Source organism: Stenotrophomonas maltophilia group sp. msm1 (genome assembly GCF_032025805.1).
In the GTDB taxonomy this organism is placed as follows: Bacteria; Pseudomonadota; Gammaproteobacteria; order Xanthomonadales; family Xanthomonadaceae; genus Stenotrophomonas; species Stenotrophomonas hibiscicola.
In genome coordinates this window covers 107,033-128,650 of record NZ_JAVSKH010000001.1, presented here as the reverse complement: position 1 = coordinate 128,650, position 21,618 = coordinate 107,033, and the positions used below count along the sequence as shown (strand labels likewise).

The window sequence follows — 21,618 nt, the reverse complement described above, 5'->3', positions numbered from 1 at the left end:
CGGCTCGGCTTGCGGATAGTCGAGAGCCGGTGCTCAGGCCGCCGGGATGCCTGACACGCGGAGGGAGCGGGGGCTGTGTGCGAAGTAAAGGAGGAGGCGTCGGCCGCAGGCCGGCGCCGGGGGACATTCGCACCCAGCCCCCGCTCCCTCAAGCGCTCGACCCAGCTGCTCTTGCTCCTGCACGCAGGAAAAAACAGCACAAAAAAGCGCGGCCCCGATGTTCCGGAGGCCGCGCCAGGAGAGAGAGTGCCGTGGAAGGGGCGGGTGTCAGAACACGAAGCTGATACCGGCCACCGGGCCCTTGAATTCCTGCTTCAGGCCGATGGTGCCATCGCTGCCCTTCTTGTCCGCATCAAGCTTGAACCAGTCGTAGCCGGCGAACACGCCGAAGTTCCTGGTGAAGCGGTAGTCGACGATGGCGTTGGCGCGGCTCAGGTCGCCCTTGTAGTCATCGAAGCTGCCCCAGCGCGTGTTGAGGTACTGGCCCTGCAGGGTGATCATCCACTTCTCGGATGGGGTGAAGCTCAAGCGTGCACCGACCACCGGCGCCACGCCGTCGGTTTTCTCGTTGAGGAACTGGCCTTCATAGACAGTGCCCAGATCGGCGTAGGCCTTGGTGCTGACCTTGGCGTACTCGGCACCCAGCTGCAGGCCGAGGTCGAAGGTGTCGGTGTCCACCACCGAGTAGTCATAGACCAGGCTGGCCACCTGGTACTTCAGTTCGCCCTTGACGAAGCTGCCGGACGGCACGCTGACGTCACCGAAGGAGATGTCCTGGCCGAGGGTCTCGCGGCGGTCCTTGTCGTACTTGAAGTAGTTGAACAGCAGGCGCTGGCGGTTGCTGATGCGGAACATGCCGTCAATGCGCGGTTCCCACTCCTTGCCACCCAGCTTGAAGTCCTCGGAGAAACCGATGTCCTGGCCGGCCACGTTGGTGTTGCCGCGGAGCGTGTTGTCCGAGTCGATGTTCATCGCACCCAGGCGCAGGGCAAAACGGTCGTCGCCTTCGGCGGCGTGGGCGGCATTGGCGAACGAGGCGCCGGCAGCGAGCAGGGAGAGGGCGAGCAGGGTGGGTACGGGGCGCATCGAAGAGTCCTTGCAGTGGTTCATCAGAGTGAAGACCACTGTGCGGGACAGGCCCGTCCACCATCCGTGAACGTATGGTCCACGGCGTGTGCACGGTTCAGCGCTGTCACGACGATGCAAAAAGATGGCCCCGGAGACGGGCTTCGGGGCCATCGTGGGACCTGCGGGGTGGAGCCGACGAGGATGCTGCAGGCAGGTCGAGTAATCGGACCGGCGCATCCGGTGAAAGTTCCGTCGACTGCGACCAAAGTTCAATACTGCGGTGCAACATCGTGCGGACGTCATTGTCCCCCCGGTGGTACGCAAAAATGTAACCGTTACCGCAACTTGCGCCTTCCCGGGATGAACAGGCAGCGGTTGTCTCGCAAATTGTCCCATTGCTATAATCTGGCGGCTCGATGAGGCCCCCCCCCTGCTGTAGCCGCCTCAACCCTCCACATGCAACCACGCGGGACGTCCTGTGCTGAACTCCGTTGACGCGGGTCGGCGACTGATGCTGCGCGCCGCGGTCTACCCGCTGGCCGCGGTCGCTGTCCTGGCCCTGGCCTTCCTGCTGGTGGGTCCGAAATATGCCCTCGGCGCGCTGGCGTCTGGTGTGGCCATTTCGGCCGGTGGCTGGGTTGCAGCACGGATGGCGCTGGGCGGAGGTGCGGTGGCCGCAGGATCGGCGATGGCTCGCCTGATCATTGCGATCGTGGCCAAGTGGGTCGTGGTTTTCGGCGTCCTGCTGGTGGGGTTCCTGGTCTTCAAGCTGCCTGCGTTGGCGCTGTTGGCCGGTATCGCCGTCGGCTTGATGTTCCAGGTCCTGGCCATGGCCAGGCGTTGACAGAATTCAATTAACTGAAGGTTCCGGACACATGGCGGGCGAGGCTCTAACCCCTACCAGCTACATCCAGCATCACCTGCACAACCTGACCGCGCCGGTCGGCAAGGGTGAGGGTATGTTCTGGCATATCCACGTCGATACCTTCCTCACCGCCGTCCTGATGGGCCTGGTGATCGTGGTCGCGTTCTGGCTGGGGACCCGCAAGGCCACCGCCGGCGTGCCGGGCAAGTGGCAGGCCTTCGTCGAGATCTGCCTGGAGCTCGTCGACCGCCAGGCCAAGGACACCTACCACGGCAAGAGCAAGCTGGTCACGCCGATCGCCATCACGATCTTCTTCTGGATTCTGCTGATGAATCTGCTGAAGATGATCCCGGCCGATTTCATCGCCAAGCCGCTGGAATGGGCGGGCGTGCACTACTGGAAGCCGGTCCCGACCGCTGACGTCAACGCCACCCTGGGCATGGCCATCAGCGTGTTCTTCCTGATGCTGTTCTTCGCGCTCAAGTCCAAGGGCCTGGGCGGCTTCATCAAGGAATTCCTGACGGCGCCGTTCGGCAAGTGGATGATGCCGTTCAACCTGATCCTCAACATCGTCGAGTGGCTGAGCAAGCCGATCTCGCTGGCGATGCGACTGTTCGGCAACATGTTCGGCGGCGAAATCGTGTTCCTGCTGATCTGGGTGCTGGGTGGTGCCGGTTTCTTCGGTGCCATTGCCGGTGGTGTGTTCGGCCTCGGCTGGATGCTGTTCCACCTGCTGGTGATCCCGCTGCAGGCCTTCATCTTCATGATGCTGTCGATCGTGTACCTGAGCCTGTCGGAAGACGCTCACTGAGTTTCAAGCTTCAACGCGTTTCAACCTTCATCCGTTTCATCACCCTTAGCAACTTAAGTTCCTGGAGATAACCATGTACTTCGCCGTCCTGACCAACTTCGCGCAGATTCAGAGCTCCACCGCCCTTGCCGTCGGCATCATGATCGGCCTGGCCGCGCTGGGCGCCGGTCTGGGTCTGGCCATCATGGCTGGTAAGTTCCTGGAGTCGGCCGCCCGCCAGCCGGAACTGATCCCGGTCCTGCAGGTCCGCATGTTCATCACCGCCGGCCTGATCGACGCCGCGTTCATCATCTCGGTCGCCGTTGGCCTGCTGCTGGCCTTCGCCAACCCGCTGTCGGCTGCCTTCGCTGGCGCCGTCACCAAGGCTCTGGCCGGCTGATACAGCGGTTTGAGACGACCGGGTGCTGATGCACCCGGTTTCGGATGAAGGCCGGATGTGCCGCTACGGCGGCGCGTCCACCCCGAAACCAGCGATCGAGCTAACCATGAATATCAATTTCACCCTTCTTGCGCAGGCGCTGGCCTTCGCTGGTCTGATCTGGATCATCGCGACCAAGATCTGGCCGCCGCTGATGAACGCGATCGAGGAGCGCCAGCAGAAGATTGCTGAGGGCCTCGCTGCTGCCGACCGCAGCCAGAAAGATCTGGCCCAGGCGCAGGAGAAGGTCAACGAAGCGCTGAAGGAAGCCCGCACCAAGGCCAACGAGATCATCGATCAGGCCCACGCGCGTGCCAACCAGATCGTTGATGCTGCCCGTAACGAAGCGATCACCGAAGCCACCCGTCAGAAGGAACTGGCCCAGGCTGAAATCGACGCCGCCGCCAACCGTGCCCGTGAAGATCTGCGCAAGCAGGTGTCCGCGCTGGCCGTGACCGGTGCCGAAAAGCTGCTCAAGCGCGAAATCGACGCCAACGCCCACAAGGCGCTGCTCGACGAGCTGGCCTCGGAGATCTAAGGATGAGCCAGGCCCTCACGCTTGCCCGCCCGTACGCCCGCGCCGCGTTCGCGACCGCGCGCGACGAAGGCGCGTTCGCGCCGTGGTCGGACGCCCTGGCGTTCTCCGCCCACGTCGCCGCCGACCCGCGCGTGGCGGCCCTGCTCGCCAACCCGGAGCTGGGTCGTGACGACGCCGTCGCCCTGCTGGCGCCGGTGTCGCACGGCGAGACCTACTCGCGCTTCCTGGCCGTCCTGGCCGAGTCGCACCGTCTGCCGCTGCTGCCGGAAATCGCCGGCATGTTCGACGCCCTGCGCGCCGAAGCCGAGCACGTGGTCAAGGCCACCGTCACCTCGGCCGCCGAACTGTCGGCCGCTGAGCTGGATGCGATCAAGGTCGCGCTGCGCAAGCGCTTCAACCGCGAGGTCGACGTGACCACCGCGGTCGATGCCTCGCTGATCGGCGGCGCCGTGATCGACGCCGGCGACGTGGTCATCGATGGTTCGCTGAAGGGCAAGCTGGCCCGTCTGCAGACCGCGCTCGCTAACTGAATTCATTTAACGTCCGGCCCCGCTGCCGGCACTAGGACTTGACGATGGCAACCACGCTCAACCCCTCCGAAATCAGCGAACTGATCAAGAACCGCATCGAGAAGGTCAAGCTGGCCGCGGAATCGCGCAACGAAGGCACCGTGACCAGCGTGTCCGACGGCATCGTGCGCATCTTCGGTCTGGCCGACGTGATGCAGGGCGAAATGATCGAACTGCCGAACAACACCTTCGCACTGGCCCTGAACCTGGAGCGCGACTCGGTCGGCGCCGTGGTCCTGGGTGACTACGAGCACCTGCGCGAAGGCGACGTCGCCAAGACCACCGGTCGCATCCTGGAAGTGCCGGTCGGTCCGGAACTGCTGGGCCGCGTCGTGAACGCGCTGGGCGAGCCGATCGACGGCAAGGGCCCGCTGGGCACCGACCTGACCGCTCCGGTGGAGCGCGTTGCTCCGGGCGTGATCTGGCGCAAGTCGGTCGACCAGCCGGTGCAGACCGGTTACAAGTCGGTCGACTCGATGATCCCGATCGGCCGTGGCCAGCGCGAGCTGATCATCGGTGACCGCCAGACCGGCAAGACCGCCATGGCGATCGATGCGGTGATCAACCAGAAGGGCACCGGCATCAAGTGCGTGTACGTTGCGATCGGCCAGAAGGCGTCGACCATCGCCAACATCGTGCGCAAGCTGGAAGAGAACGGCGCGCTGGCCCACACCATCGTGGTGGCCGCGACCGCTTCCGAATCGGCTGCCATGCAGTACATCAGCGCCTACTCGGGCTGCACCATGGGTGAGTACTTCATGGACCGCGGTGAAGACGCGCTGATCGTGTACGACGATCTGTCCAAGCAGGCCGTCGCCTACCGCCAGATCTCCCTGCTGCTGAAGCGCCCGCCGGGCCGCGAAGCCTACCCGGGTGACGTGTTCTACCTGCACTCGCGCCTGCTGGAACGCGCTGCCCGCGTGTCCGAGGAATACGTCGAGAAGTTCACCGAAGGCAAGGTCACCGGCAAGACCGGCTCGCTGACCGCGCTGCCGATCATCGAAACCCAGGCAGGCGACGTGTCCGCCTTCGTTCCGACCAACGTGATCTCGATCACCGACGGCCAGATCTTCCTGGAAACCGACCTGTTCAACGCCGGCATCCGCCCGGCCGTGAACGCCGGTATCTCGGTGTCGCGCGTCGGTGGCTCGGCCCAGACCAAGATCATCAAGAAGCTGTCGGGCGGTATCCGTATCTCGCTGGCCCAGTACCGTGAGCTGGCTGCGTTCGCGCAGTTCGCCTCGGACCTGGACGAAGCGACCCGCAAGCAGCTGGAGCGTGGCCAGCGCGTCACCGAGCTGATGAAGCAGAAGCAGTACGCGCCGATGTCGATCGCCAACCAGGCGCTGTCGATCTACGCCGTCAACGAGGGCTACCTCGATGACGTGCCGGTCAACAAGCTGCTGGCGTTCGAAGAAGGCCTGCACGCCCACTTCGCCAATACCCAGGGCGAGCTGATCAGCAAGGTCAACGCCACCGGCGGTTGGGACAACGACATCGAAGGTGCCTTCAAGAAGGGCATCGCCGAGTTCAAGACCACCGGCAGCTGGTAATCGCGGTCCTGTACAGCGGAGCCTCCGGCTCCGCTGGACCAGATGACAAACGGTTGAACAACGCGGGGCATCAGCCCCGCGCCACGGGAAACAAGAGATGGCAAGCGGACGCGAAATCAAAACCAAGATCAAGAGCGTGCAGAACACCCGCAAGGTGACGCGCGCCCTGGAAATGGTCTCGGCCTCCAAGATCCGCAAGGCGCAGGATCGGATGAAGACCTCGCGTCCGTACGCGCAGGCGATGAAGCAGGTGATCGGTCATCTGGCCCAGGCCAGCACCGACTACCAGCATCCGTTCCTGGTCGAGCGCGAGCAGGTCAAGCGGGTCGGTTTCATCGTGATCTCCTCCGATCGCGGCCTGGCCGGCGGCCTGAACAACAACCTGTTCCGCAAGATGCTGGGCGAAGCCAAGGCATGGCAGGACAAGGGTGCCGAAGTGGACCTGGTGACCATCGGCCAGAAGGCTTCGACCTTCTTCCGCCGCGTGAAGGTCAACATGGTCGGCAGCGTGACCCACATCGGCGACGTGCCGAAGCTGGAATCGCTGATCGGTGTGATCAAGGTCATGCTCGACGCCTTCACCGAAGGCAAGATCGACCGCGTGTACCTGGTGTACAACCGCTTCGTGAACACCATGGTGCAGAAGGCCAGCTTCGATCAGCTGCTGCCGCTGCCGCCGGCTGAGAAGCAGGTCGCTCACCACGACTGGGATTACCTGTACGAACCCGATGCCGCGACCGTGCTGGAGCACGTGATGACGCGTTACATCGAGTCGCTGGTGTACCAGGCACTGCTGGAAAACGTCGCCTCCGAGCATGCCGCACGCATGGTTGCGATGAAGGCGGCGAGCGACAACGCCAACAAGCTGATCGGCACCCTGCAGCTCGTCTACAACAAGGCGCGCCAGGCAGCGATCACCCAGGAAATCTCCGAAATCGTCGGCGGCGCGGCAGCAGTCTGACCGCGTTCGTTCAAAGCACACATTAGAGGATGCAGCAATGAGTCAGGGCAAGATCGTTCAGATCATCGGCGCGGTCGTCGACGTCGAATTCCCGCGTGAATCGGTGCCGAAGGTGTACGACGCACTGAAGGTGGAAAACACCGAGATCACCCTCGAAGTCCAGCAGCAGCTGGGTGACGGCGTGGTGCGTACCATCGCCCTCGGTTCCACCGACGGCCTGAAGCGCAACCTGGTTGCCGTCAACACCGGCCGTGGCATCTCGGTGCCGGTCGGCGCCGGCACCTTGGGCCGCATCATGGACGTGCTGGGCCGTCCGATCGACGAAGCCGGCCCGGTCGCTGCCAGCGACAACTGGGAAATCCACCGCGCTGCGCCGTCGTATGAAGACCAGTCCCCGGCCACCGAGCTGCTGGAAACCGGCATCAAGGTCATCGACCTGATGTGCCCGTTCGCCAAGGGCGGCAAGGTCGGCCTGTTCGGCGGCGCCGGCGTCGGCAAGACCGTCAACATGATGGAGCTGATCAACAACATCGCCAAGGCGCACAGCGGCCTGTCCGTGTTCGCCGGCGTGGGTGAGCGTACCCGTGAGGGCAACGACTTCTACCACGAAATGAAGGACTCCAACGTCCTGGACAAGGTGGCGATGGTGTACGGCCAGATGAACGAGCCGCCGGGCAACCGTCTGCGCGTCGCGCTGACCGGCCTGACCATGGCCGAGTACTTCCGCGACGAGAAGGACGAAAACGGCAAGGGCAAGGACGTCCTACTGTTCGTCGACAACATCTACCGCTACACCCTGGCCGGTACCGAAGTGTCGGCACTGCTGGGCCGTATGCCGTCCGCGGTGGGTTACCAGCCGACCCTGGCCGAGGAAATGGGCGTCCTGCAGGAGCGCATCACCTCGACCAAGAACGGCTCGATCACCTCGATCCAGGCCGTCTACGTTCCCGCGGACGACCTGACCGACCCGTCGCCGGCGACCACCTTCGCCCACCTGGACTCGACCGTCACCCTGTCGCGTTCGATCGCCTCGCTGGGTATCTACCCGGCCGTCGATCCGCTGGACTCCACCAGCCGCCAGATGGACCCGCTGGTCATCGGCCACGAGCACTACGACACCGCCCAGCGCGTCCAGCAGACCCTGCAGAAGTACAAGGAACTGAAGGACATCATCGCGATCCTGGGCATGGACGAACTGTCCGAAGAGGACAAGCAGGCCGTGTCGCGCGCCCGTAAGATCGAGCGCTTCTTCAGCCAGCCGTTCCACGTGGCCGAAGTGTTCACCGGTTCGCCGGGCAAGTACGTGCCGCTGAAGGACACCATCCGTGGCTTCAAGGCCATCGTCGATGGCGAGTACGACCACCTGCCGGAGCAGGCGTTCTACATGGTCGGCGGCATCGAAGAAGCGGTCGAGAAGGCCAAGAAGATGGCCGAGAAGGCCTGATCCGGGACGGGCGGGAGCGATCCTGCCCGACCTGACGCCGGCGCCGGGCAACCGCCTGCGCCGGTGGACCCCCACGGTGGCATTGCGCCGCCGCGAACAGCGAAGAGATTTGCATGAGCACGATCCGTTGCGACATCGTCAGCGCCGAGCAGGAAATCTTCCGTGGCGAAGCGACCCTGGTCGTGGCCACCGGTGAGCTGGGCGAACTGGGCATCGCGCCCAAGCACGCGCCGCTGATCACCCGCCTGAAGCCGGGCAAGGTGGTGGTGACCACGCCGAATGGCGAGCAGCTGGATTTCGCCATTTCCGGCGGCATCCTGGAAGTGCAGCCGCAGGTGGTGACCGTGCTGGCCGACACCGCGATCCGCGCGCAGGACATCGACGAAGCCTCGGTTCGCAAGGCCAAGGAAGAAGCCGAACGCATCCTGGCCAACCGCGGCGAAGCGATGGAAGTAGCTGAAGCCCAGCAGAAGCTGGCCGAGGCCGTCGTCCAGCTGCAGGCACTGGAACGCCTGCGCAAGAATCTCAAGCACTGAGGTTCGCGCTGCACCCACGAGAACGCCGGCCCTGTGCCGGCGTTTTTGTTTGTGCTGGCGGGGCAGCGCCGACTGGGTAGAGTCGACTGTTAATCGACTACCGCGCGCAGCGCGGGATTTTCGCGGCCTGATGGAAGAGCAGTCGACTGACAGTCGACTCTACCGATGCCGATGCCGATGCCGATGCCGATGCCGATCCCGATCCCGATCCCGATCCCGATCCGGCATCCCGGATCCCGCCCCGTCTCAGCGATACACCACGTAGCGCATCAACAGGAACGACACGCAGGCCAGCCCGCCTTCCACCAGCGGCTTGGCCAGCCACGTGTACTGCAGGCCCAGCGCCTGGTCGACCAGGCTGACCAGCAGCGTGCTCGCTGCGGTCAGCAGCAGCCACAGCCCGAAGAAGCGTGCAAAGCGCTTCCATCCCAGCTTGCGGGTGCCGGCCTCGGCAAAGGTGTAGCGGCCGTTGAGCCAGAAGCCCAGCAGCATGCCGGCCAAGCGGCCGGTGATATTGGCCGGCGCGACCGGCATGCCCAGCGCGCTGGCGGCCACGAACACCAGCCAATCGACCAGCAGCTGCACGAGCCCGATGACGAGATAGGTGCTTCCCTGGCGGACGAGGCCCATCAGCGTGGTGAAGGAGGCGGGGTGCCCATGTTAACGGCCCACGCTCTAGAATCATCTGCAACGAACCACGGACCGCCTTTTCCATGACCCACCCCCTGCACGTCATCATCCTCGCCGCTGGCGCGGGCAAGCGCATGAAGTCGGTGCTGCCGAAAGTGCTGCAGCCGATCGCCGGCCAGCCGATGCTGGCGCATGTGATCGATGTGGCCCGCGAGTTGCAGCCTACGGCGATCCACGTGGTCCATGGCCATGGTGGCGAGGCGGTGCGGCAGTATTTCGCCGACCAGCCCGACCTGCAGTGGGCCGAACAGGCGCAGCAGCTCGGCACCGGCCACGCCGTGGCGCAGGCGATGCCGCAGGTGCCCGATGCGGCGCAGGTGCTGGTGCTGTACGGCGATGTGCCGCTGATCCGTGCGCAGACCCTGCGCCACCTGCTGTCGGAGCCGGGGCGCCTGGCGGTGCTGGTGGCCGAGCTCGATGACCCGACCGGTTACGGCCGCGTGCTGCGCGATGCGGAGGGCAAGGTCGGCTCCATCGTCGAGCAGAAGGACGCCACTGACGACCAGCTGCGCGTGCGCACGATCAATACCGGCATCATCGCCGCCGAGTCGACCGCGCTGCGCCGCTGGCTGTCGCAGCTGTCCAACAGCAATGCGCAGGGCGAGTACTACCTTACCGATGTGTTCGCGTTCGCCGCGCATGAGTACACCCCGGCCGAGATGGCCCTGGTCGCCGATGCACAGGAGGCTGAGGGCGCGAATGATCCGTGGCAGCTGTCGCAGCTGGAACGCGCTTGGCAGCGCCGTGCGGTGCGTGCACTGTGCGCACAGGGCGCGCGCGTGCGCGACCCGGCACGCCTGGATATCCGTGGCACCGTCACCGTGGGCAGCGATGTGCTGATCGATGTCGACGTTGTCCTTGAAGGCAACATCGTGCTCGGTGACGGCGTCACCGTAGGCCCGTTCAACAGGCTGAAGGACGTCAACCTGGGGCCAGGCACCGAAGTGCGTGCGCACTGTGATCTGGACGGCGTGGTCACCGAAGGCGCTGCGCAGATTGGCCCGTTCGCACGGCTGCGCCCGGGCACCGTGCTGGCCGATGGCGTGCACGTCGGCAACTTCGTCGAGACCAAGAAGGTCACCCTCGGTGTGGGCAGCAAGGCCAACCACCTCACCTATCTGGGCGACGCGGTGATCGGCAGCAAGGTCAACATCGGTGCAGGAACCATCACCTGCAACTATGACGGCGTAAACAAGTCGACCACCACCATCGGCGACAACGCATTCATTGGCTCCAACAGTTCGCTGGTCGCGCCGGTACTGATCGGCGAAGGCGCGACCATCGCCGCCGGCTCGGTCATTACCCGCAACGCGCCTGATGGCAAGTTGACACTGGCACGTGCACGGCAGGAAACCATCGATGGCTGGAAGCGCCCGCTCAAGAAGGCCTGAGGCACGCATTCCGCACGCCGACGAGCTCGGCCTGCTGCCGGGCATTGAACAGCGCGCTGGCGAACTGCTCAAGGACCACGAAGCCTATCGGGTGTTCACCGGCCACGGCCTGGACCTGGCGACACTGCAGTACGGCCTTGAGCGCGGGCAGTTGTGGGTGGTGGATGCGGCCGGCGGCGGCATTGCCGGCTACGTGCTGGCGGGAGAATTGGCAGGTGAGTTCCATGTGCTGCAGATGGATGTGGATCCTGCACACGGGCGGCAAGGCCATGGCCGCGCGTTGTTGCGCCATGCGTTGGCACAGGCCAGGGCCGACGGCTACGCCTCAGCGGTGCTGACAACGTTGATCGACGTACCGTGGAATGCGCCTTTCTATGCCAGCGAAGGATTCGTTGAAGTGCCGGAGGCGGAGTGGGATGCCGGGCTGCAGTCGGTGATGGCGGAAGAGGCTGCGCTCGGGTTTCCGATGCACCTGCGGGTGGCGATGCGGCGGGTCTGGTAGGTGCCGACCCTGGTCGGTACATCCACGCATGGCGTGGATCTACTGGCAGACCGAGCCAAGTCGGCAACTCACCCCACCGGCAACAGGATCGACACGCACAGCCCGCCATCACCGCGGTTCTGCAGCGACACCCGCCCACCGTGCGCCTCCACGATCTCGCGGGTCAGTGCCAGTCCCAACCCGGTACCGTTGCGCTTGGTCGAATAGAACGGCATCAGCGCGTTCTGCAGCACCTGCTCGTTCATGCCCTTGCCACGGTCCAGCACATCCAGGCGCAGCCATTGCGGCAACCGCGTCAGCTGCACCTGCACGTCATCATTGGGCGGATCGGCTTCGGCGCCGGCCTCATGCGCGTTCTTCAACAGGTTCAACAACGCCTGCCCGAACTGCGCGATGTCGATGCGGCTGCTCAGTTCCTCGTCCGGCTCGCGCTCCATGGTGAACGGAATCTGCTGGCGCAGGCTGGACAGGAAGGGGGCCCAGTGCACGGTCTGCAACTGCGGCTGCGGCAGCTTGGCAAAACGCGCATAGCCGCGAATGAAACCTTCCAGATGGCGCGCCCGGTCTTCGATGGTGGTGAAGATCTCCGGCAGCCGATCGAAGCGCTCGCGCTGCACCAGCACGCCGCCGGAGTGTGCCAGCGAAGCGATCGGTGCCAGCGAGTTGTTCAGCTCATGGCTGATCACCCGGATCACCTTCTTCCACGTCTGCACTTCCTGGCGGCGCAGCTCGGCGGTGAGCAGGCGTACCAGCAACAGGTCGTGCGGACGGCCATTGAGGTGGAAAGAACGACGTGAGAGGTGATAGACCTGTTCGTCATCCTCGTCGCTGTCTTCGCCTTCCGCATGCACCGCGAACAGGCTGTCGCCGCCGCGGGCGATGGCATCGCGCAGTTCCACCGGCACCTGTTCCAGCACGTCCTCCAGGCGCTGTCCTTCCAGCTTCCAGCCGCCATGCAGCAACTTGCGCGCGGCCAAGTTGGAGAACACCACGCGGGCGATGCCATCGCCGCCGGAGGCGATCAGCAGCATCGCCACCGGCGTGTTCTGCACCATTGTGTCCAGCAGCAGCTCGCGTTGCACCAGGCCCTGCCGCTGTGCACGCAGTACATCACCCAGTTCGCGGTGTGCCTGCACCAGGTCGCCGAGCTCGTCATTGCCGGGCCAGTGCACGCCGAAGTTGTATTCGCCGTCGCGATAGCTGCTGGTGGTGCCCGCCAGGGCCCGCATCAGTGACCGCACGGGGGCGGTGGCACGGCGCAGCGTCCACCACATCAGCGACAGCAGGATCAGTGCCGACACGGTGGTCACAACCCAGCCATGGTCCATCCAGTACGCCAGCAGCCACGGCAACGCGGCGGCCAGCGCCAGCACCGGCAGCAGGCGCAGGAACAGGCGGAAGGTGAACGAACGCCGCTTCATTCGCGTGGGATGCCGTGCCGGTCCATGCGCCGGTACAGCGCCTGGCGGCTCAGGCCGAGTTCGGCGGCGGCCTGGGCGATGACGCCGTGGTTGCGCGCGAGCACATCCTCGATGCGCGCACGGTCAGGATCATTGCCGGCACTGTGTGCCGGTCGCGAAGCTGGTGCGGCACGCGGCAGGTTCAGGTCGGCCACTTCGATGCGGTTGCCGGTCGCCAGCAGCTCGGCGCGCTGGATCACGTTGCGCAGTTCGCGCACGTTGCCGGGCCAGGGATGCCGTTGCAGGGCCGCGGTGGCGGCGCTGGACAGCGGCTTGCCGGCGGTCAGGAAGCGCTCGGCCAGCGGCACGATGTCGCCCGGGCGTTCGGCCAATGGTGGCAGTACCAGTTCCACCGTATTGAGGCGGTAGTACAGGTCTTCGCGGAAGGTGCCGTCGCGGATCATCGCCGGCAGGTCGGCATTGGTCGCACTGACCACGCGGACTTTGACCTGGCGCTCGCGATTGGAGCCAAGACGCTCGAAGCGCCCTGTTTCCAGCACACGCAGGAGCTTCATCTGGCCGCCCAGCGACAGGTTGCCGATCTCATCCAGGAACAGCGTTCCGCCGTCGGCGGCTTCGAACTTGCCCTCGCGTGCCTTGTTGGCGCCGGTATATGCGCCGGCCTCGGCACCGAACAGTTCGGCCTCGATCAGTTCCGAGGGCAGGGCGCCGCAGTTGACCGTGATGAACGGGCCCTTGGCCACCAGCGAGTTGGCCTGGATGATCTGCGCGATCTTCTCCTTGCCAGCGCCGTTGGGACCGGTGATCAGCACCGGCAGTTCGGAGCGCGCGACCTGGCAGGCGAGCGCGATGACGCGCTCGCTGGCCGGATCTGCAAAGACCGCGCCACACAGCTTGTACTTCTCTTCCAGCGCGTTGCGCTGCCGCAGCTCACGCGCGCGCCGCCGGTCCAGCTCGCGGCGTGCCTCGGACAGCTCGAGCAGGTTGTTCACCGTGGTCAGCAGCTTGCGGTCGTCCCAGGGCTTGGCCAGGTAGTCGGCGGCACCGGCCTTGACCAGGTCCACCGCGCTGCTCAGGTGGGTCCAGGCGGTGAGCAGGATCACCGGCAGGTCCGGGTGGCGCGCGCGGATCTGTGCGAACAGCGCTTCGCCCTCCTCGCCGGAGGTGGTGTCCTCGCTGAAATTCATGTCCTGGATCACCAGATCAACCGGCTGCGACTCGAGCAGGGCCAGCCCTTCGGCCGGGCTCTGCGCCTGCAGGGTGTCGATGTCATGCAGGGAGAACAGCACGTCCAGCGCGGTGCCCACGCTGGCGTTGTCGTCGATGATCAGGATCGAAGGCATCAAGCAGTTCTGCAGAAAGGGATGGGCGGCGCCGATGGAGCCGTGTTCGTATCCATACGCCGGGAGAGCCCGGCGCCACCCATCAAGCATAGCCAAAGCCGCGGCGACGAGGGCGGGCTGGTTTCAGCGCCGCGCTGGTGGCGGCGGTGGCGGCGGTGGCGGAGCGACCAGCGCCAGCCGCCACGAGGTGGCGTCCACCGGGACGGTGAGCTCGCGTTTGTCGCGGCGCAGCAACAGGTACGCAGTCGGGGCACTGGAATGCCGCAGCGCATCGGCAAGATGCTCGATGCGCCGCACAGCCGTATCGTCCAGGCGCAGGATGCGGTCGCCGCTGCGCACGCCGAAGCGGGCTTCCGGACGCGCGGCTTCCACCCGTACCTGGCCCTCGGTCGAGCGCAGCGCCAAGCGGGCATCATCCTGGCGCCATTCCAGCGTCTGCGAGCTGCCACCGCCGGCCAGCGCCGGCAGTGGCAGCAGTGCCATCAACAGCATCCGGCAGGCACGCATCTCACGCGCCCCGCGTGGCAACTGCGGGCGGGACCGCTGCCGCGCGCCGGGCCGGCCCGAACACCGCGACCTGGCCCAGCACCCACAGCAGCAGCGCGCCCAGCGGCAGGTAGTACAGGGGCATGCGTGGCAGCTCGTACAGGTTCATCAGTGCCAGATTGATCGCGTAGGCCGCCAGCATGCCCAGCACGATGCCCAGCGAGGCCAGCAGGAAGTTCTCGGTCTGGAAGTAGCGCAGGATCTGCCCGCGGGTGGCACCGAGTGCGCGGCGAATGCCGATCTGCTTGCTGCGCTGCTGCACCCAGAAGCTGGCCAGGCCGATGATGCCCAGTGCGGTGACCACCAGCAGCGAGACGCTGACGGTGATCAGCAGGCCAACCATCGCGCGGTCGTTCTTGAAGAAGTCCTTGCGCTGGTCTTCATAGGTCAGCTTGTCGCGCATCAGCCGGTTGGGGTCGTTGCGCTCCAGTACAGCAGCCCCCGCATCAAGCACCTCCTGGCGGCGTTCCGGCGAAGTGCGCAGCACATAGGTGCCACCCTCGTCGAAGGTGCGCCGCATGGGCAGCAGCATGGAGTTCGTCCAGTTGTCATTCCAGCCGTTGGGCGTGCTCAGCGTGTCGACGATGCCGACCACGTGCAGCGGCTGCTTGCCCATGTAGTAGGTCTTGCCCAGCGCGCTGCCGTTGGGTTCCATCTTGGCGGCGGTGGCCTGGGTGAGGATGACCGGGATGGCGTTTTCCTTGGCGCCCCCCTTGCTGGCGTCTTCGAAGTTCTGGTACTCGCCGGGCAGGAAATCGCGGCCGGCGATCAGGTTGATGCCCATCGTGGCCAGCCCGTTCTCGGACAGGGTGTACATCGAAGCGTTGGTGGTCGGCCGTTCCTGGTCGATCTCCCGCGAGATGCTGCTGCTGGACGAGCCGTTGCGGAAAGGCACCTGGTTGATGATGGTGACGTTGCTGACGCCGGGAAGCGCACGCAATGACGCCAGGTCCTCACGGGTGCGGGCCATGGCATCGGTCTGCTTGCCGATGCCGCTGACGCGGAGCATCACCAGTTCGTTCTCGGCGATGCCGCTGGGCATGCTGATCTTCTCCACGCGCTGGCTGACCAGGAACAGCGCGTTGCAGACGATGGCGCAGGTCAGTGCGACTTCCAGCACGATCAGGGCAGCGGCAGTCTTGTGCCGGCGCAGCGTGCTGAGGATGGGGCGGATGTCCATGGGAGTCCTCGTTCGATTGCTTACTGCGACTTGAGCTGGATGGCCGGAGTGACCTGCATGGCGCGCCAGGCAGGCAGGAAACCGGCGGCAAGGCTGGCGAACAGGGTCAGGCCCAGCGCGAGCAGCAGCATGTTGCCGTCCAAGTGGGCCAGCTTTGCGTACTCCACCGATTGCTGGCGCACCGCGAACAGGCCGAGCAGGGCCAGGCCGATGCCCAGCACGCCCCCGACCACGCCGACCGCGCCGGCTTCCACCAGGCACTGCAGGAAGATCTGGCCACGGCTGGCACCGAGTGCGCGGCGCACGCCGATCTCTCCACTGCGGCGCAGGAACTTGGCCAGCAGCAGGCCCACCGTGTTGACCAGGCAGACACCCAGGAAACCCAGTGCCAGCCACAGCTGCAGGCGCACGTCGCTGGGCACCGCGCCGTTGAAGTCCAGCCATTCCATCACGGTGCGCAGGCGCACGTTCGGCGGGTGCTTGAAGCGGCCGGCCTGGCGCTGCTGGCTCGAATAGTTCTCCAGGTAGCGGCGGTAGTCGGCGGCCTTGGCCGGGTCCATCTCCACCCAGTACTGCAGCCACGCGCAGGGTGCGTTGAGCGAGTAGCTGTTGCCATCGGGATTCTCGCCGAAGCAGTTCATGTTGCCGTTGCTGCCCAGCTTCAGGTCGAACGAGGTGGAGATCGGCAGCAGCAGGTCTTCGTTCTTGCCGTAGCTGCCGGTGGTCAGGTCGTAGAAGTGCGGCTCCGGGCTCCATTCCTTCATCACGCCGACGATGCGGTAACTCTGGCCTTCCATGCGCAGGTCGCGGCCCACGCTGTTGGCGCCCTGGTACAGCTTGTCGTTGAGCGCCTTGGAGATGACCACCACGCGTGCGCGGCCTTCATCGTCCTCGCGCGTCCAGGGGCGGCCGTACTGCATCGGCACCTCGAACATCGGGAAGAAATCGGCCGAGGTCCAGCGGGTGTCGATGCTGAAGGGCTTGAGGGTGCTGTTGTCCGGTTCGATGGTGCCGCCGCCGCCGCTCATCAGCGCCTGGCGCTCGCCCTTGGCTTCGCGCAGCAGCGCTTCACCGTCGAAGCGGGTCAGCTGGGTTTCCGGTTCCTCCCCGGCGACATAGGCGCCGGTCGCGGCATCGAGCTGCACGTAGAACAGCCGGTCGCTCTTGCCGGGAATCGGGTCACCGGACAGCACATGGAACACGGTCAGGGTGGTCATCGAGGCACCGATGCCGAGGGCGATGGCCACCACCATCAGCGCGGTCAGGACCTTGTTGCGGCGGAAGCTGCGCACCGCCAGTCGGGCGTAGTAGGCGAACATGGCCGGCCCCTCACTCGTTGACGGCGACGATGTGGCGCGGCGGGGTGGCCAGCACCGGTTCGCGCACCAGGTCGGTGACCTGGCCATCGACGATGTGCACGTTGCGCTGCGCACGCGCGGCCAGTTCCGGATCATGGGTGACCATCACGATGGTGGTGCCGGCGGCGTTGATCTCCTCCAGCAGTTCCATCACGCCGCGCGCCATCTGCGTATCCAGGTTGCCGGTCGGTTCGTCGGCCAGCAGCAGGCGCGGGCTGCCGGCCAGGGCGCGTGCGATGGCCGCGCGCTGCTGCTGGCCGCCGGACAGCTCATTCGGGTAGTGCTTCATGCGCGAACCCAGGCCGACCTGGGTCAGCGCCTTCTCGATGCGCTCGCGGCGCTCGTTGGCGCTCATCTTCCGATAGCGCAACGGTACGTCGACGTTGTCGAACAGATTCAGATCGGGAATCAGGTTGAAGCCCTGGAAGATGAAGCCGATCTTCTGGTTGCGCAGGCGGCTGCGTGCGTCGTCGCCCAGCGTGCTCACATCCTGGCCGTCCAGCAGGTAGGTACCGCTGGTGAAGGTTTCCAGCAGGCCGGCGATGTTGAGGAACGTGGTCTTGCCGGAACCGGACGGGCCGGTGACGGCGACGAACTCGCCTTCCTTGACCTGCAGTTCCAGCGAGCGCAGAGCGTGGGTCTCCACCTGTTCGGTACGGAAGACCTTGGCGACCGAACGCATTTCGAGCATGTACATGGGGTGTCCTCTCTCCAGGATTCAGGTATCAGGTGTCAGTTGACGGAGACGCGTTCGGCGTCCTTGAACAGGTCGCTGCCGGAGACCACGATGCGGTCGCCTGGCTGCACACCGGACTTGATTTCCACTTCGCCCAGGCTGCTGACGCCCAGTTCCACCGGACGGCGCACGGCGGTGCGGCCATCCATCACGTAGGCCATGCCGTTGCCCTGTTCGACGAACGGGCCGCGCTCGACCTTCAGCACGTCCTTGCGGGTATCGAGCAGCACGCGCACCGACATCCGCTGGCTCTGGCGCAGGCCTTCCGGCTGCGCGCTGGCAAAGCGCACGCGGGCGTTGACCTCGCCGTTGACCACTTCCGGCGATACTGCGCTGATCTCGCCCGGGAACGGCTGGCCGTTGCCACCGGTCAGCTGGGCCGGCATGCCGATCGCCAGGTCGCGGGCGAAGCTCTCCGGCACCTTGATCTCGACCTCGAACTTGGACAGGTCGACTACGCCCAGCACCGGCGCGTTGGCGGCCAGGTTGGTGGACTGCACGGCCTGCACCTGGCCAATCTGGCCATCGAAGGGCGCGCGCAGCGTCAGCGCATCGACCTGGCGCTGCACTTCGGCCACCACCGCTTTCTGGCGGTCGGCCAGCAGGCGCTTGTTGCGGGCATCCAGGTCGGCGCCCTGGCTCTGCAGGCGCGCATCGGTGGTGGCGTTGGCCAGGGCGATGTCGGCTTTCTTCAGCGAATCCTTGGCCTTGGCCAGGTCGATCTGCGGTACCGCGCCGCCGTCGTAACCGCGCTGGTAGCGCTGCAGGTCACGGTCGGCGGCCTGACGCTCGATGGTGGCCTGGTCGGTTTCCTTGCGGGACTTGGCGCGGGCCAGGGTCGCGTCCAGCGCGGCGCGGCTGGCCTCGGCTTCCAGCCCGGCCAGCGTTGCCTGTTCCTGGGCCAGCTTGCTGCGCAGTTCCGGGCTGTCGATGATCGCCAGCTCCTGGCCCTTCTTGACCACGTCACCGGCGACCACCTTCAGGTCCACGGTACCGGCCGAGATGGCATACAGGATCGGGCTGTTGGCGGCGATCACGCGGCCGTCGGCGGCGATGTCGCGCACCAGGTCGCCGCGCTTCACTTCGGCGATGCGCACGCGGCTGCTGTCGAAGGAGCGGCTGGCATTGGACCAGGCATGTACCGCCCAGCCGATGCCGGCCAGCAGCGCGATGGCACCCAGCGCCGGCCAGCGATAGCGGTGCCAGGCCGCGCGGGAGGTGCCGGCCGGGGCGGTGGAAACGATCTGGTCCTGTGCGGAGGTGTCGCGGATCATCGGATGCGTGCCTGACGGTGGTAACCAGTACCAAGCAGGTTGCGTGCCAACTTTATTTCCTTTTGGTTCAACAGGTTGGATGAGGAGGCGAAGTGTCCGGGTGTCCGCGGACACCTTTCCGGACACTTTCATTAAGCGGACAGGAGGGCGACGCCGGACGCGCGGGCTAGAATGCGCCGATCGTCTTCAAGGAAACGCGTGACATGTGTGGAATCGTGGGTGCGATCGCTGATCGCGACGTGGTGCCGGTACTGATCGAGGGGCTGAAGCGTCTTGAATACCGTGGTTACGATTCCTCGGGTATTGCGGTAGTCGACCAGGGTGAGCGCCGCGATGTACGCCGCGTGCGTCGTACCGGTCGTGTGTCGGAAATGGCCACCGCGGCCGAGGCAGAGGGCTTCAATGCGGTGCTGGGCATCGGCCACACCCGCTGGGCCACCCACGGTGGTGTCACCGAGGCCAACGCGCATCCGCATATCAGCCATGGCGTGGCGCTGGTGCACAACGGCATCATCGAGAACCATGAGGAGCAGCGCGAGAAGCTGCGTGCGCTGGGCTACACCTTCGAGTCGCAGACCGATACCGAAGTCATCGCCCACCTCATCCACCACCACCTGAAGGACGGCGATGACCTGCTGGTGGCGCTGCAGCACACGGTGAAAGAGCTGACCGGTGCCTATGCGCTGGCCGTGGTCAGCCGCGCCGAGCCGGAGCGCTTCGTCTGCGCGCGCATGGGCTGCCCGCTGCTGATCGGCCTGGGCGAGGGCGAGAATTTCGTCGCCTCCGACGTCTCGGCGGTGATCTCGGCCACCCGCAAGGTGATCTTCCTGGAAGAGGGCGACACCGCCGAGATCCGTCGCGATGGCGTGCGCATCTTCGACGAGCATGACCAGCCGGTCGAGCGCGACGTGCATCTGTCCGATGTGTCGCTGGCCTCGCTGGAGCTGGGTCCGTACCGCCACTTCATGCAGAAGGAAATCCACGAACAGCCGCGTGCGCTGGGCGACACCATCGAAGCGGCGATCGACGCCGGTGGCTTCCCGGCCGAGCTGTTCGGCAAGAACGCCGAGGCGGTGCTGTCGGGCATCGAGGGCGTGCAGATCATTGCCTGCGGCACCAGCTACTACGCAGGCCTGACCGCGCGCTACTGGATCGAGGCCATCGCCGGCCTGCCGTGCAGCGTGGAGATTGCCAGCGAGTACCGCTACCGCGCCGCTTATGCGAACCCGAAGCATCTGGTCGTGACCATTTCCCAGTCCGGCGAAACGCTGGATACGATGGAGGCACTGAAGTACGCCAAGGCGCTTGGCCACAAGCACACGCTGTCGATCTGCAACGTGCCGGAAAGCGCGATCCCGCGCGCCAGCGAACTGGTCTGCTATACCCGCGCCGGCGCCGAGATCGGCGTGGCCTCGACCAAGGCCTTCACCACCCAGCTGGCCGCGCTGTTCCAGCTGACCGTGGTGCTGGGCAAGCTGCATGGCCGCATCGACGCCGCACAGGAAGCGGATTATCTGGAGCAGCTGCGCTTCCTGCCGGGCAGCGTGCAGCACGCACTGAACATGGAGCCGCAGATCGCTGCCTGGGCCGAGCGGTTCGCACGCAAGAGCAGCGCGTTGTTCCTGGGCCGTGGCCTGCATTACCCGATCGCGCTGGAGGGCGCGCTCAAGCTCAAGGAGATTTCCTACATCCACGCCGAGGCCTACCCGGCAGGTGAGCTGAAGCATGGTCCGCTGGCGCTGGTGGACGAGGACATGCCGGTGGTGGTGATCGCCCCCAACGACAGCCTGCTGGAAAAGGTGAAGTCGAACATGCAGGAAGTGCGCGCGCGTGGCGGCGAGCTGTTCGTGTTCGCCGACCAGGACAGCAACTTCAACGCGTCCGAAGGCGTGCACGTGATTCGCACCCCGCGCCACGCCGGCGTGCTCAGCCCGATCGTGCACACCATCCCGGTGCAGCTGCTGGCCTACCACACTGCGCTGGCACGCGGCACCGACGTGGACAAGCCGCGCAACCTGGCCAAGAGCGTGACGGTGGAGTAATACCCATCGCTCCGGTTGGATGCTGCAAGCGAAGGGGCCCCGCGTGGGCCCTTTCGTTTGGCCGGACAGTGCGAAGTGGGATTGCCGCCGGGTGTTCTGTCCGCTGTCGGCAGCGGGCAATCAATCTTTAATGCGCAACTGCGCTTGTATTCAGCGGCGGTTTCAGCCGCGGTGCCATTCTCTGGATCGTCAGCTGGTTCCCACGACGAACTGTCCTATCGATGCCGGTAGTGACCGATGGTCGCAGTCGTAGAATCGATTTGACCGAGGTCCGGGTTGAGCGGTTGAACCCCCACCTCGTTCGCGTTGCAGCACGTCGTCTGCCGATGCCTCCCATGCGGCAGACGGGTGCGCCAGACGTGCGCTGAAAGG

21 protein-coding genes are annotated in these 21,618 nt (G+C 65.5%); 12 read left to right on the top strand and 9 right to left on the bottom strand.

Translation table 11 applies throughout. The features are described 5' to 3' along the window. Positions 1 to 267: 267 nt before the first annotated feature. Positions 268 to 1,086 carry a hypothetical protein gene (locus ROV95_RS00575; RefSeq protein ID WP_019660733.1) on the bottom strand — a complete coding sequence of 273 codons (819 nt, stop codon included), beginning with the start codon at positions 1,084 to 1,086 and terminating at the stop codon, positions 268 to 270. Positions 1,087 to 1,546: 460 nt separating this feature from the next. On the opposite strand from ROV95_RS00575, the gene ROV95_RS00570 reads away from it, so the two are divergent. The 9 genes from ROV95_RS00570 to ROV95_RS00530 all read left to right on the top strand — a co-directional run bounded on the left by ROV95_RS00570 (position 1,547) and on the right by ROV95_RS00530 (position 8,763). After that, on the top strand, positions 1,547 to 1,912 hold the full coding sequence (locus tag ROV95_RS00570) for a hypothetical protein (protein ID WP_014648497.1): 366 nt from the start codon (positions 1,547 to 1,549) through the stop codon (positions 1,910 to 1,912). A gap of 31 nt (positions 1,913 to 1,943) precedes the next feature. Further along, positions 1,944 to 2,744 carry a F0F1 ATP synthase subunit A gene (gene atpB, locus ROV95_RS00565; RefSeq protein ID WP_312542195.1) on the top strand — a complete coding sequence of 267 codons (801 nt, stop codon included), beginning with the start codon at positions 1,944 to 1,946 and terminating at the stop codon, positions 2,742 to 2,744. Between the two features lie 73 nt (positions 2,745 to 2,817). Then, the gene (gene atpE, locus ROV95_RS00560; RefSeq protein WP_005411133.1) at positions 2,818 to 3,123 is read left to right on the top strand and encodes a F0F1 ATP synthase subunit C; all 306 of its coding nucleotides are present in this window, start codon (positions 2,818 to 2,820) and stop codon (positions 3,121 to 3,123) included. Positions 3,124 to 3,229: 106 nt separating this feature from the next. After that, on the top strand, positions 3,230 to 3,700 hold the full coding sequence (locus ROV95_RS00555; protein ID WP_005419512.1) for a F0F1 ATP synthase subunit B: 471 nt from the start codon (positions 3,230 to 3,232) through the stop codon (positions 3,698 to 3,700). A gap of 2 nt (positions 3,701 to 3,702) precedes the next feature. Then, positions 3,703 to 4,230, top strand: a complete 528-nt coding sequence (locus tag ROV95_RS00550) for a F0F1 ATP synthase subunit delta (RefSeq protein WP_019660730.1) — start codon at positions 3,703 to 3,705, stop codon at positions 4,228 to 4,230. A 44-nt stretch (positions 4,231 to 4,274) separates the two neighbouring features. Beyond that, positions 4,275 to 5,822, top strand: a complete 1,548-nt coding sequence (gene atpA, locus ROV95_RS00545) for a F0F1 ATP synthase subunit alpha (protein WP_005419511.1) — start codon at positions 4,275 to 4,277, stop codon at positions 5,820 to 5,822. A 97-nt stretch (positions 5,823 to 5,919) separates the two neighbouring features. Continuing rightward, positions 5,920 to 6,783: a F0F1 ATP synthase subunit gamma gene (gene atpG, locus ROV95_RS00540; protein WP_005411129.1), complete on the top strand. Its 864-nt coding sequence runs from the start codon at positions 5,920 to 5,922 to the stop codon at positions 6,781 to 6,783. Positions 6,784 to 6,820: 37 nt separating this feature from the next. Then, entirely contained in the window at positions 6,821 to 8,227 is a 1,407-nt protein-coding gene (atpD, locus tag ROV95_RS00535; protein ID WP_005419510.1) for a F0F1 ATP synthase subunit beta, read from the top strand. Positions 8,228 to 8,340: 113 nt separating this feature from the next. After that, positions 8,341 to 8,763 carry a F0F1 ATP synthase subunit epsilon gene (locus ROV95_RS00530; RefSeq protein WP_005419509.1) on the top strand — a complete coding sequence of 141 codons (423 nt, stop codon included), beginning with the start codon at positions 8,341 to 8,343 and terminating at the stop codon, positions 8,761 to 8,763. Positions 8,764 to 9,009: 246 nt separating this feature from the next. Here ROV95_RS00530 and ROV95_RS00525 read toward each other — a convergent pair whose 3' ends face one another. Next, positions 9,010 to 9,393, bottom strand: a complete 384-nt coding sequence (locus ROV95_RS00525) for a GtrA family protein (RefSeq protein ID WP_021203877.1) — start codon at positions 9,391 to 9,393, stop codon at positions 9,010 to 9,012. An 83-nt stretch (positions 9,394 to 9,476) separates the two neighbouring features. Between ROV95_RS00525 and glmU the strand changes: the two genes are divergently transcribed. Then, a complete protein-coding gene (gene glmU / locus ROV95_RS00520) occupies positions 9,477 to 10,844 on the top strand; it encodes a bifunctional UDP-N-acetylglucosamine diphosphorylase/glucosamine-1-phosphate N-acetyltransferase GlmU (protein WP_312542191.1) in 1,368 nt (455 codons plus the stop codon). Further along, on the top strand, positions 10,813 to 11,346 hold the full coding sequence (locus ROV95_RS00515) for a GNAT family N-acetyltransferase (protein ID WP_312542189.1): 534 nt from the start codon (positions 10,813 to 10,815) through the stop codon (positions 11,344 to 11,346). Before glmU ends, ROV95_RS00515 begins: the two co-directional genes overlap by 32 nt. A 68-nt stretch (positions 11,347 to 11,414) precedes the next feature. Here the strand turns inward: ROV95_RS00515 and ROV95_RS00510 are convergent, their stop codons facing one another. From ROV95_RS00510 to ROV95_RS00480, 7 genes are all read right to left on the bottom strand, one after another. Beyond that, positions 11,415 to 12,767 carry a HAMP domain-containing sensor histidine kinase gene (locus ROV95_RS00510; RefSeq protein ID WP_019660726.1) on the bottom strand — a complete coding sequence of 451 codons (1,353 nt, stop codon included), beginning with the start codon at positions 12,765 to 12,767 and terminating at the stop codon, positions 11,415 to 11,417. After that, complete coding sequence (locus tag ROV95_RS00505; RefSeq protein WP_312542184.1) at positions 12,764 to 14,110, bottom strand: sigma-54 dependent transcriptional regulator; 1,347 nt, start codon at positions 14,108 to 14,110, stop codon at positions 12,764 to 12,766. Before ROV95_RS00505 ends, ROV95_RS00510 begins: the two co-directional genes overlap by 4 nt. Positions 14,111 to 14,233: 123 nt before the next feature. Further along, on the bottom strand, positions 14,234 to 14,602 hold the full coding sequence (locus ROV95_RS00500; RefSeq protein ID WP_031270494.1) for a PDZ domain-containing protein: 369 nt from the start codon (positions 14,600 to 14,602) through the stop codon (positions 14,234 to 14,236). 16 nt (positions 14,603 to 14,618) lie between these two features. Beyond that, positions 14,619 to 15,836, bottom strand: coding sequence for an FtsX-like permease family protein (locus tag ROV95_RS00495; RefSeq protein ID WP_019660723.1), 1,218 nt, complete (start codon positions 15,834 to 15,836; stop codon positions 14,619 to 14,621). Between the two features lie 20 nt (positions 15,837 to 15,856). Then, a complete protein-coding gene (locus ROV95_RS00490; RefSeq protein ID WP_312542180.1) occupies positions 15,857 to 17,155 on the bottom strand; it encodes an ABC transporter permease in 1,299 nt (432 codons plus the stop codon). Between the two features lie 10 nt (positions 17,156 to 17,165). Further along, on the bottom strand, positions 17,166 to 17,891 hold the full coding sequence (locus ROV95_RS00485) for an ABC transporter ATP-binding protein (protein WP_014648484.1): 726 nt from the start codon (positions 17,889 to 17,891) through the stop codon (positions 17,166 to 17,168). A gap of 35 nt (positions 17,892 to 17,926) precedes the next feature. Next, positions 17,927 to 19,204, bottom strand: a complete 1,278-nt coding sequence (locus ROV95_RS00480) for an efflux RND transporter periplasmic adaptor subunit (RefSeq protein ID WP_312542178.1) — start codon at positions 19,202 to 19,204, stop codon at positions 17,927 to 17,929. A gap of 203 nt (positions 19,205 to 19,407) precedes the next feature. On the opposite strand from ROV95_RS00480, the gene glmS reads away from it, so the two are divergent. Continuing rightward, complete coding sequence (glmS, locus tag ROV95_RS00475) at positions 19,408 to 21,246, top strand: glutamine--fructose-6-phosphate transaminase (isomerizing) (protein WP_312542176.1); 1,839 nt, start codon at positions 19,408 to 19,410, stop codon at positions 21,244 to 21,246. Positions 21,247 to 21,618: the final 372 nt, after the last annotated feature.

What these genes read in the sequence shown, in the direction of transcription:
- atpE (WP_005411133.1), top strand. Translation starts at nt 2,818, where the DNA reads ATGTACTTCGCCGTCCTGACCAACTTCGCGCAGATTCAGAGCTCCACC.
- ROV95_RS00480 (WP_312542178.1), bottom strand. Translation starts at nt 19,204, where the DNA reads ATGATCCGCGACACCTCCGCACAGGACCAGATCGTTTCCACCGCCCCG.
- glmU (WP_312542191.1), top strand. Translation starts at nt 9,477, where the DNA reads ATGACCCACCCCCTGCACGTCATCATCCTCGCCGCTGGCGCGGGCAAG.
- ROV95_RS00550 (WP_019660730.1), top strand. Translation starts at nt 3,703, where the DNA reads ATGAGCCAGGCCCTCACGCTTGCCCGCCCGTACGCCCGCGCCGCGTTC.
- glmS (WP_312542176.1), top strand. Translation starts at nt 19,408, where the DNA reads ATGTGTGGAATCGTGGGTGCGATCGCTGATCGCGACGTGGTGCCGGTA.
- atpB (WP_312542195.1), top strand. Translation starts at nt 1,944, where the DNA reads ATGGCGGGCGAGGCTCTAACCCCTACCAGCTACATCCAGCATCACCTG.
- ROV95_RS00495 (WP_019660723.1), bottom strand. Translation starts at nt 15,836, where the DNA reads ATGGACATCCGCCCCATCCTCAGCACGCTGCGCCGGCACAAGACTGCC.
- ROV95_RS00515 (WP_312542189.1), top strand. Translation starts at nt 10,813, where the DNA reads ATGGCTGGAAGCGCCCGCTCAAGAAGGCCTGAGGCACGCATTCCGCAC.
- ROV95_RS00510 (WP_019660726.1), bottom strand. Translation starts at nt 12,767, where the DNA reads ATGAAGCGGCGTTCGTTCACCTTCCGCCTGTTCCTGCGCCTGCTGCCG.
- ROV95_RS00530 (WP_005419509.1), top strand. Translation starts at nt 8,341, where the DNA reads ATGAGCACGATCCGTTGCGACATCGTCAGCGCCGAGCAGGAAATCTTC.
- ROV95_RS00485 (WP_014648484.1), bottom strand. Translation starts at nt 17,891, where the DNA reads ATGTACATGCTCGAAATGCGTTCGGTCGCCAAGGTCTTCCGTACCGAA.
- atpD (WP_005419510.1), top strand. Translation starts at nt 6,821, where the DNA reads ATGAGTCAGGGCAAGATCGTTCAGATCATCGGCGCGGTCGTCGACGTC.
- ROV95_RS00525 (WP_021203877.1), bottom strand. Translation starts at nt 9,393, where the DNA reads ATGGGCCTCGTCCGCCAGGGAAGCACCTATCTCGTCATCGGGCTCGTG.
- atpA (WP_005419511.1), top strand. Translation starts at nt 4,275, where the DNA reads ATGGCAACCACGCTCAACCCCTCCGAAATCAGCGAACTGATCAAGAAC.
- ROV95_RS00490 (WP_312542180.1), bottom strand. Translation starts at nt 17,155, where the DNA reads ATGTTCGCCTACTACGCCCGACTGGCGGTGCGCAGCTTCCGCCGCAAC.
- atpG (WP_005411129.1), top strand. Translation starts at nt 5,920, where the DNA reads ATGGCAAGCGGACGCGAAATCAAAACCAAGATCAAGAGCGTGCAGAAC.
- ROV95_RS00505 (WP_312542184.1), bottom strand. Translation starts at nt 14,110, where the DNA reads ATGCCTTCGATCCTGATCATCGACGACAACGCCAGCGTGGGCACCGCG.
- ROV95_RS00575 (WP_019660733.1), bottom strand. Translation starts at nt 1,086, where the DNA reads ATGCGCCCCGTACCCACCCTGCTCGCCCTCTCCCTGCTCGCTGCCGGC.
- ROV95_RS00500 (WP_031270494.1), bottom strand. Translation starts at nt 14,602, where the DNA reads ATGCTGTTGATGGCACTGCTGCCACTGCCGGCGCTGGCCGGCGGTGGC.
- ROV95_RS00555 (WP_005419512.1), top strand. Translation starts at nt 3,230, where the DNA reads ATGAATATCAATTTCACCCTTCTTGCGCAGGCGCTGGCCTTCGCTGGT.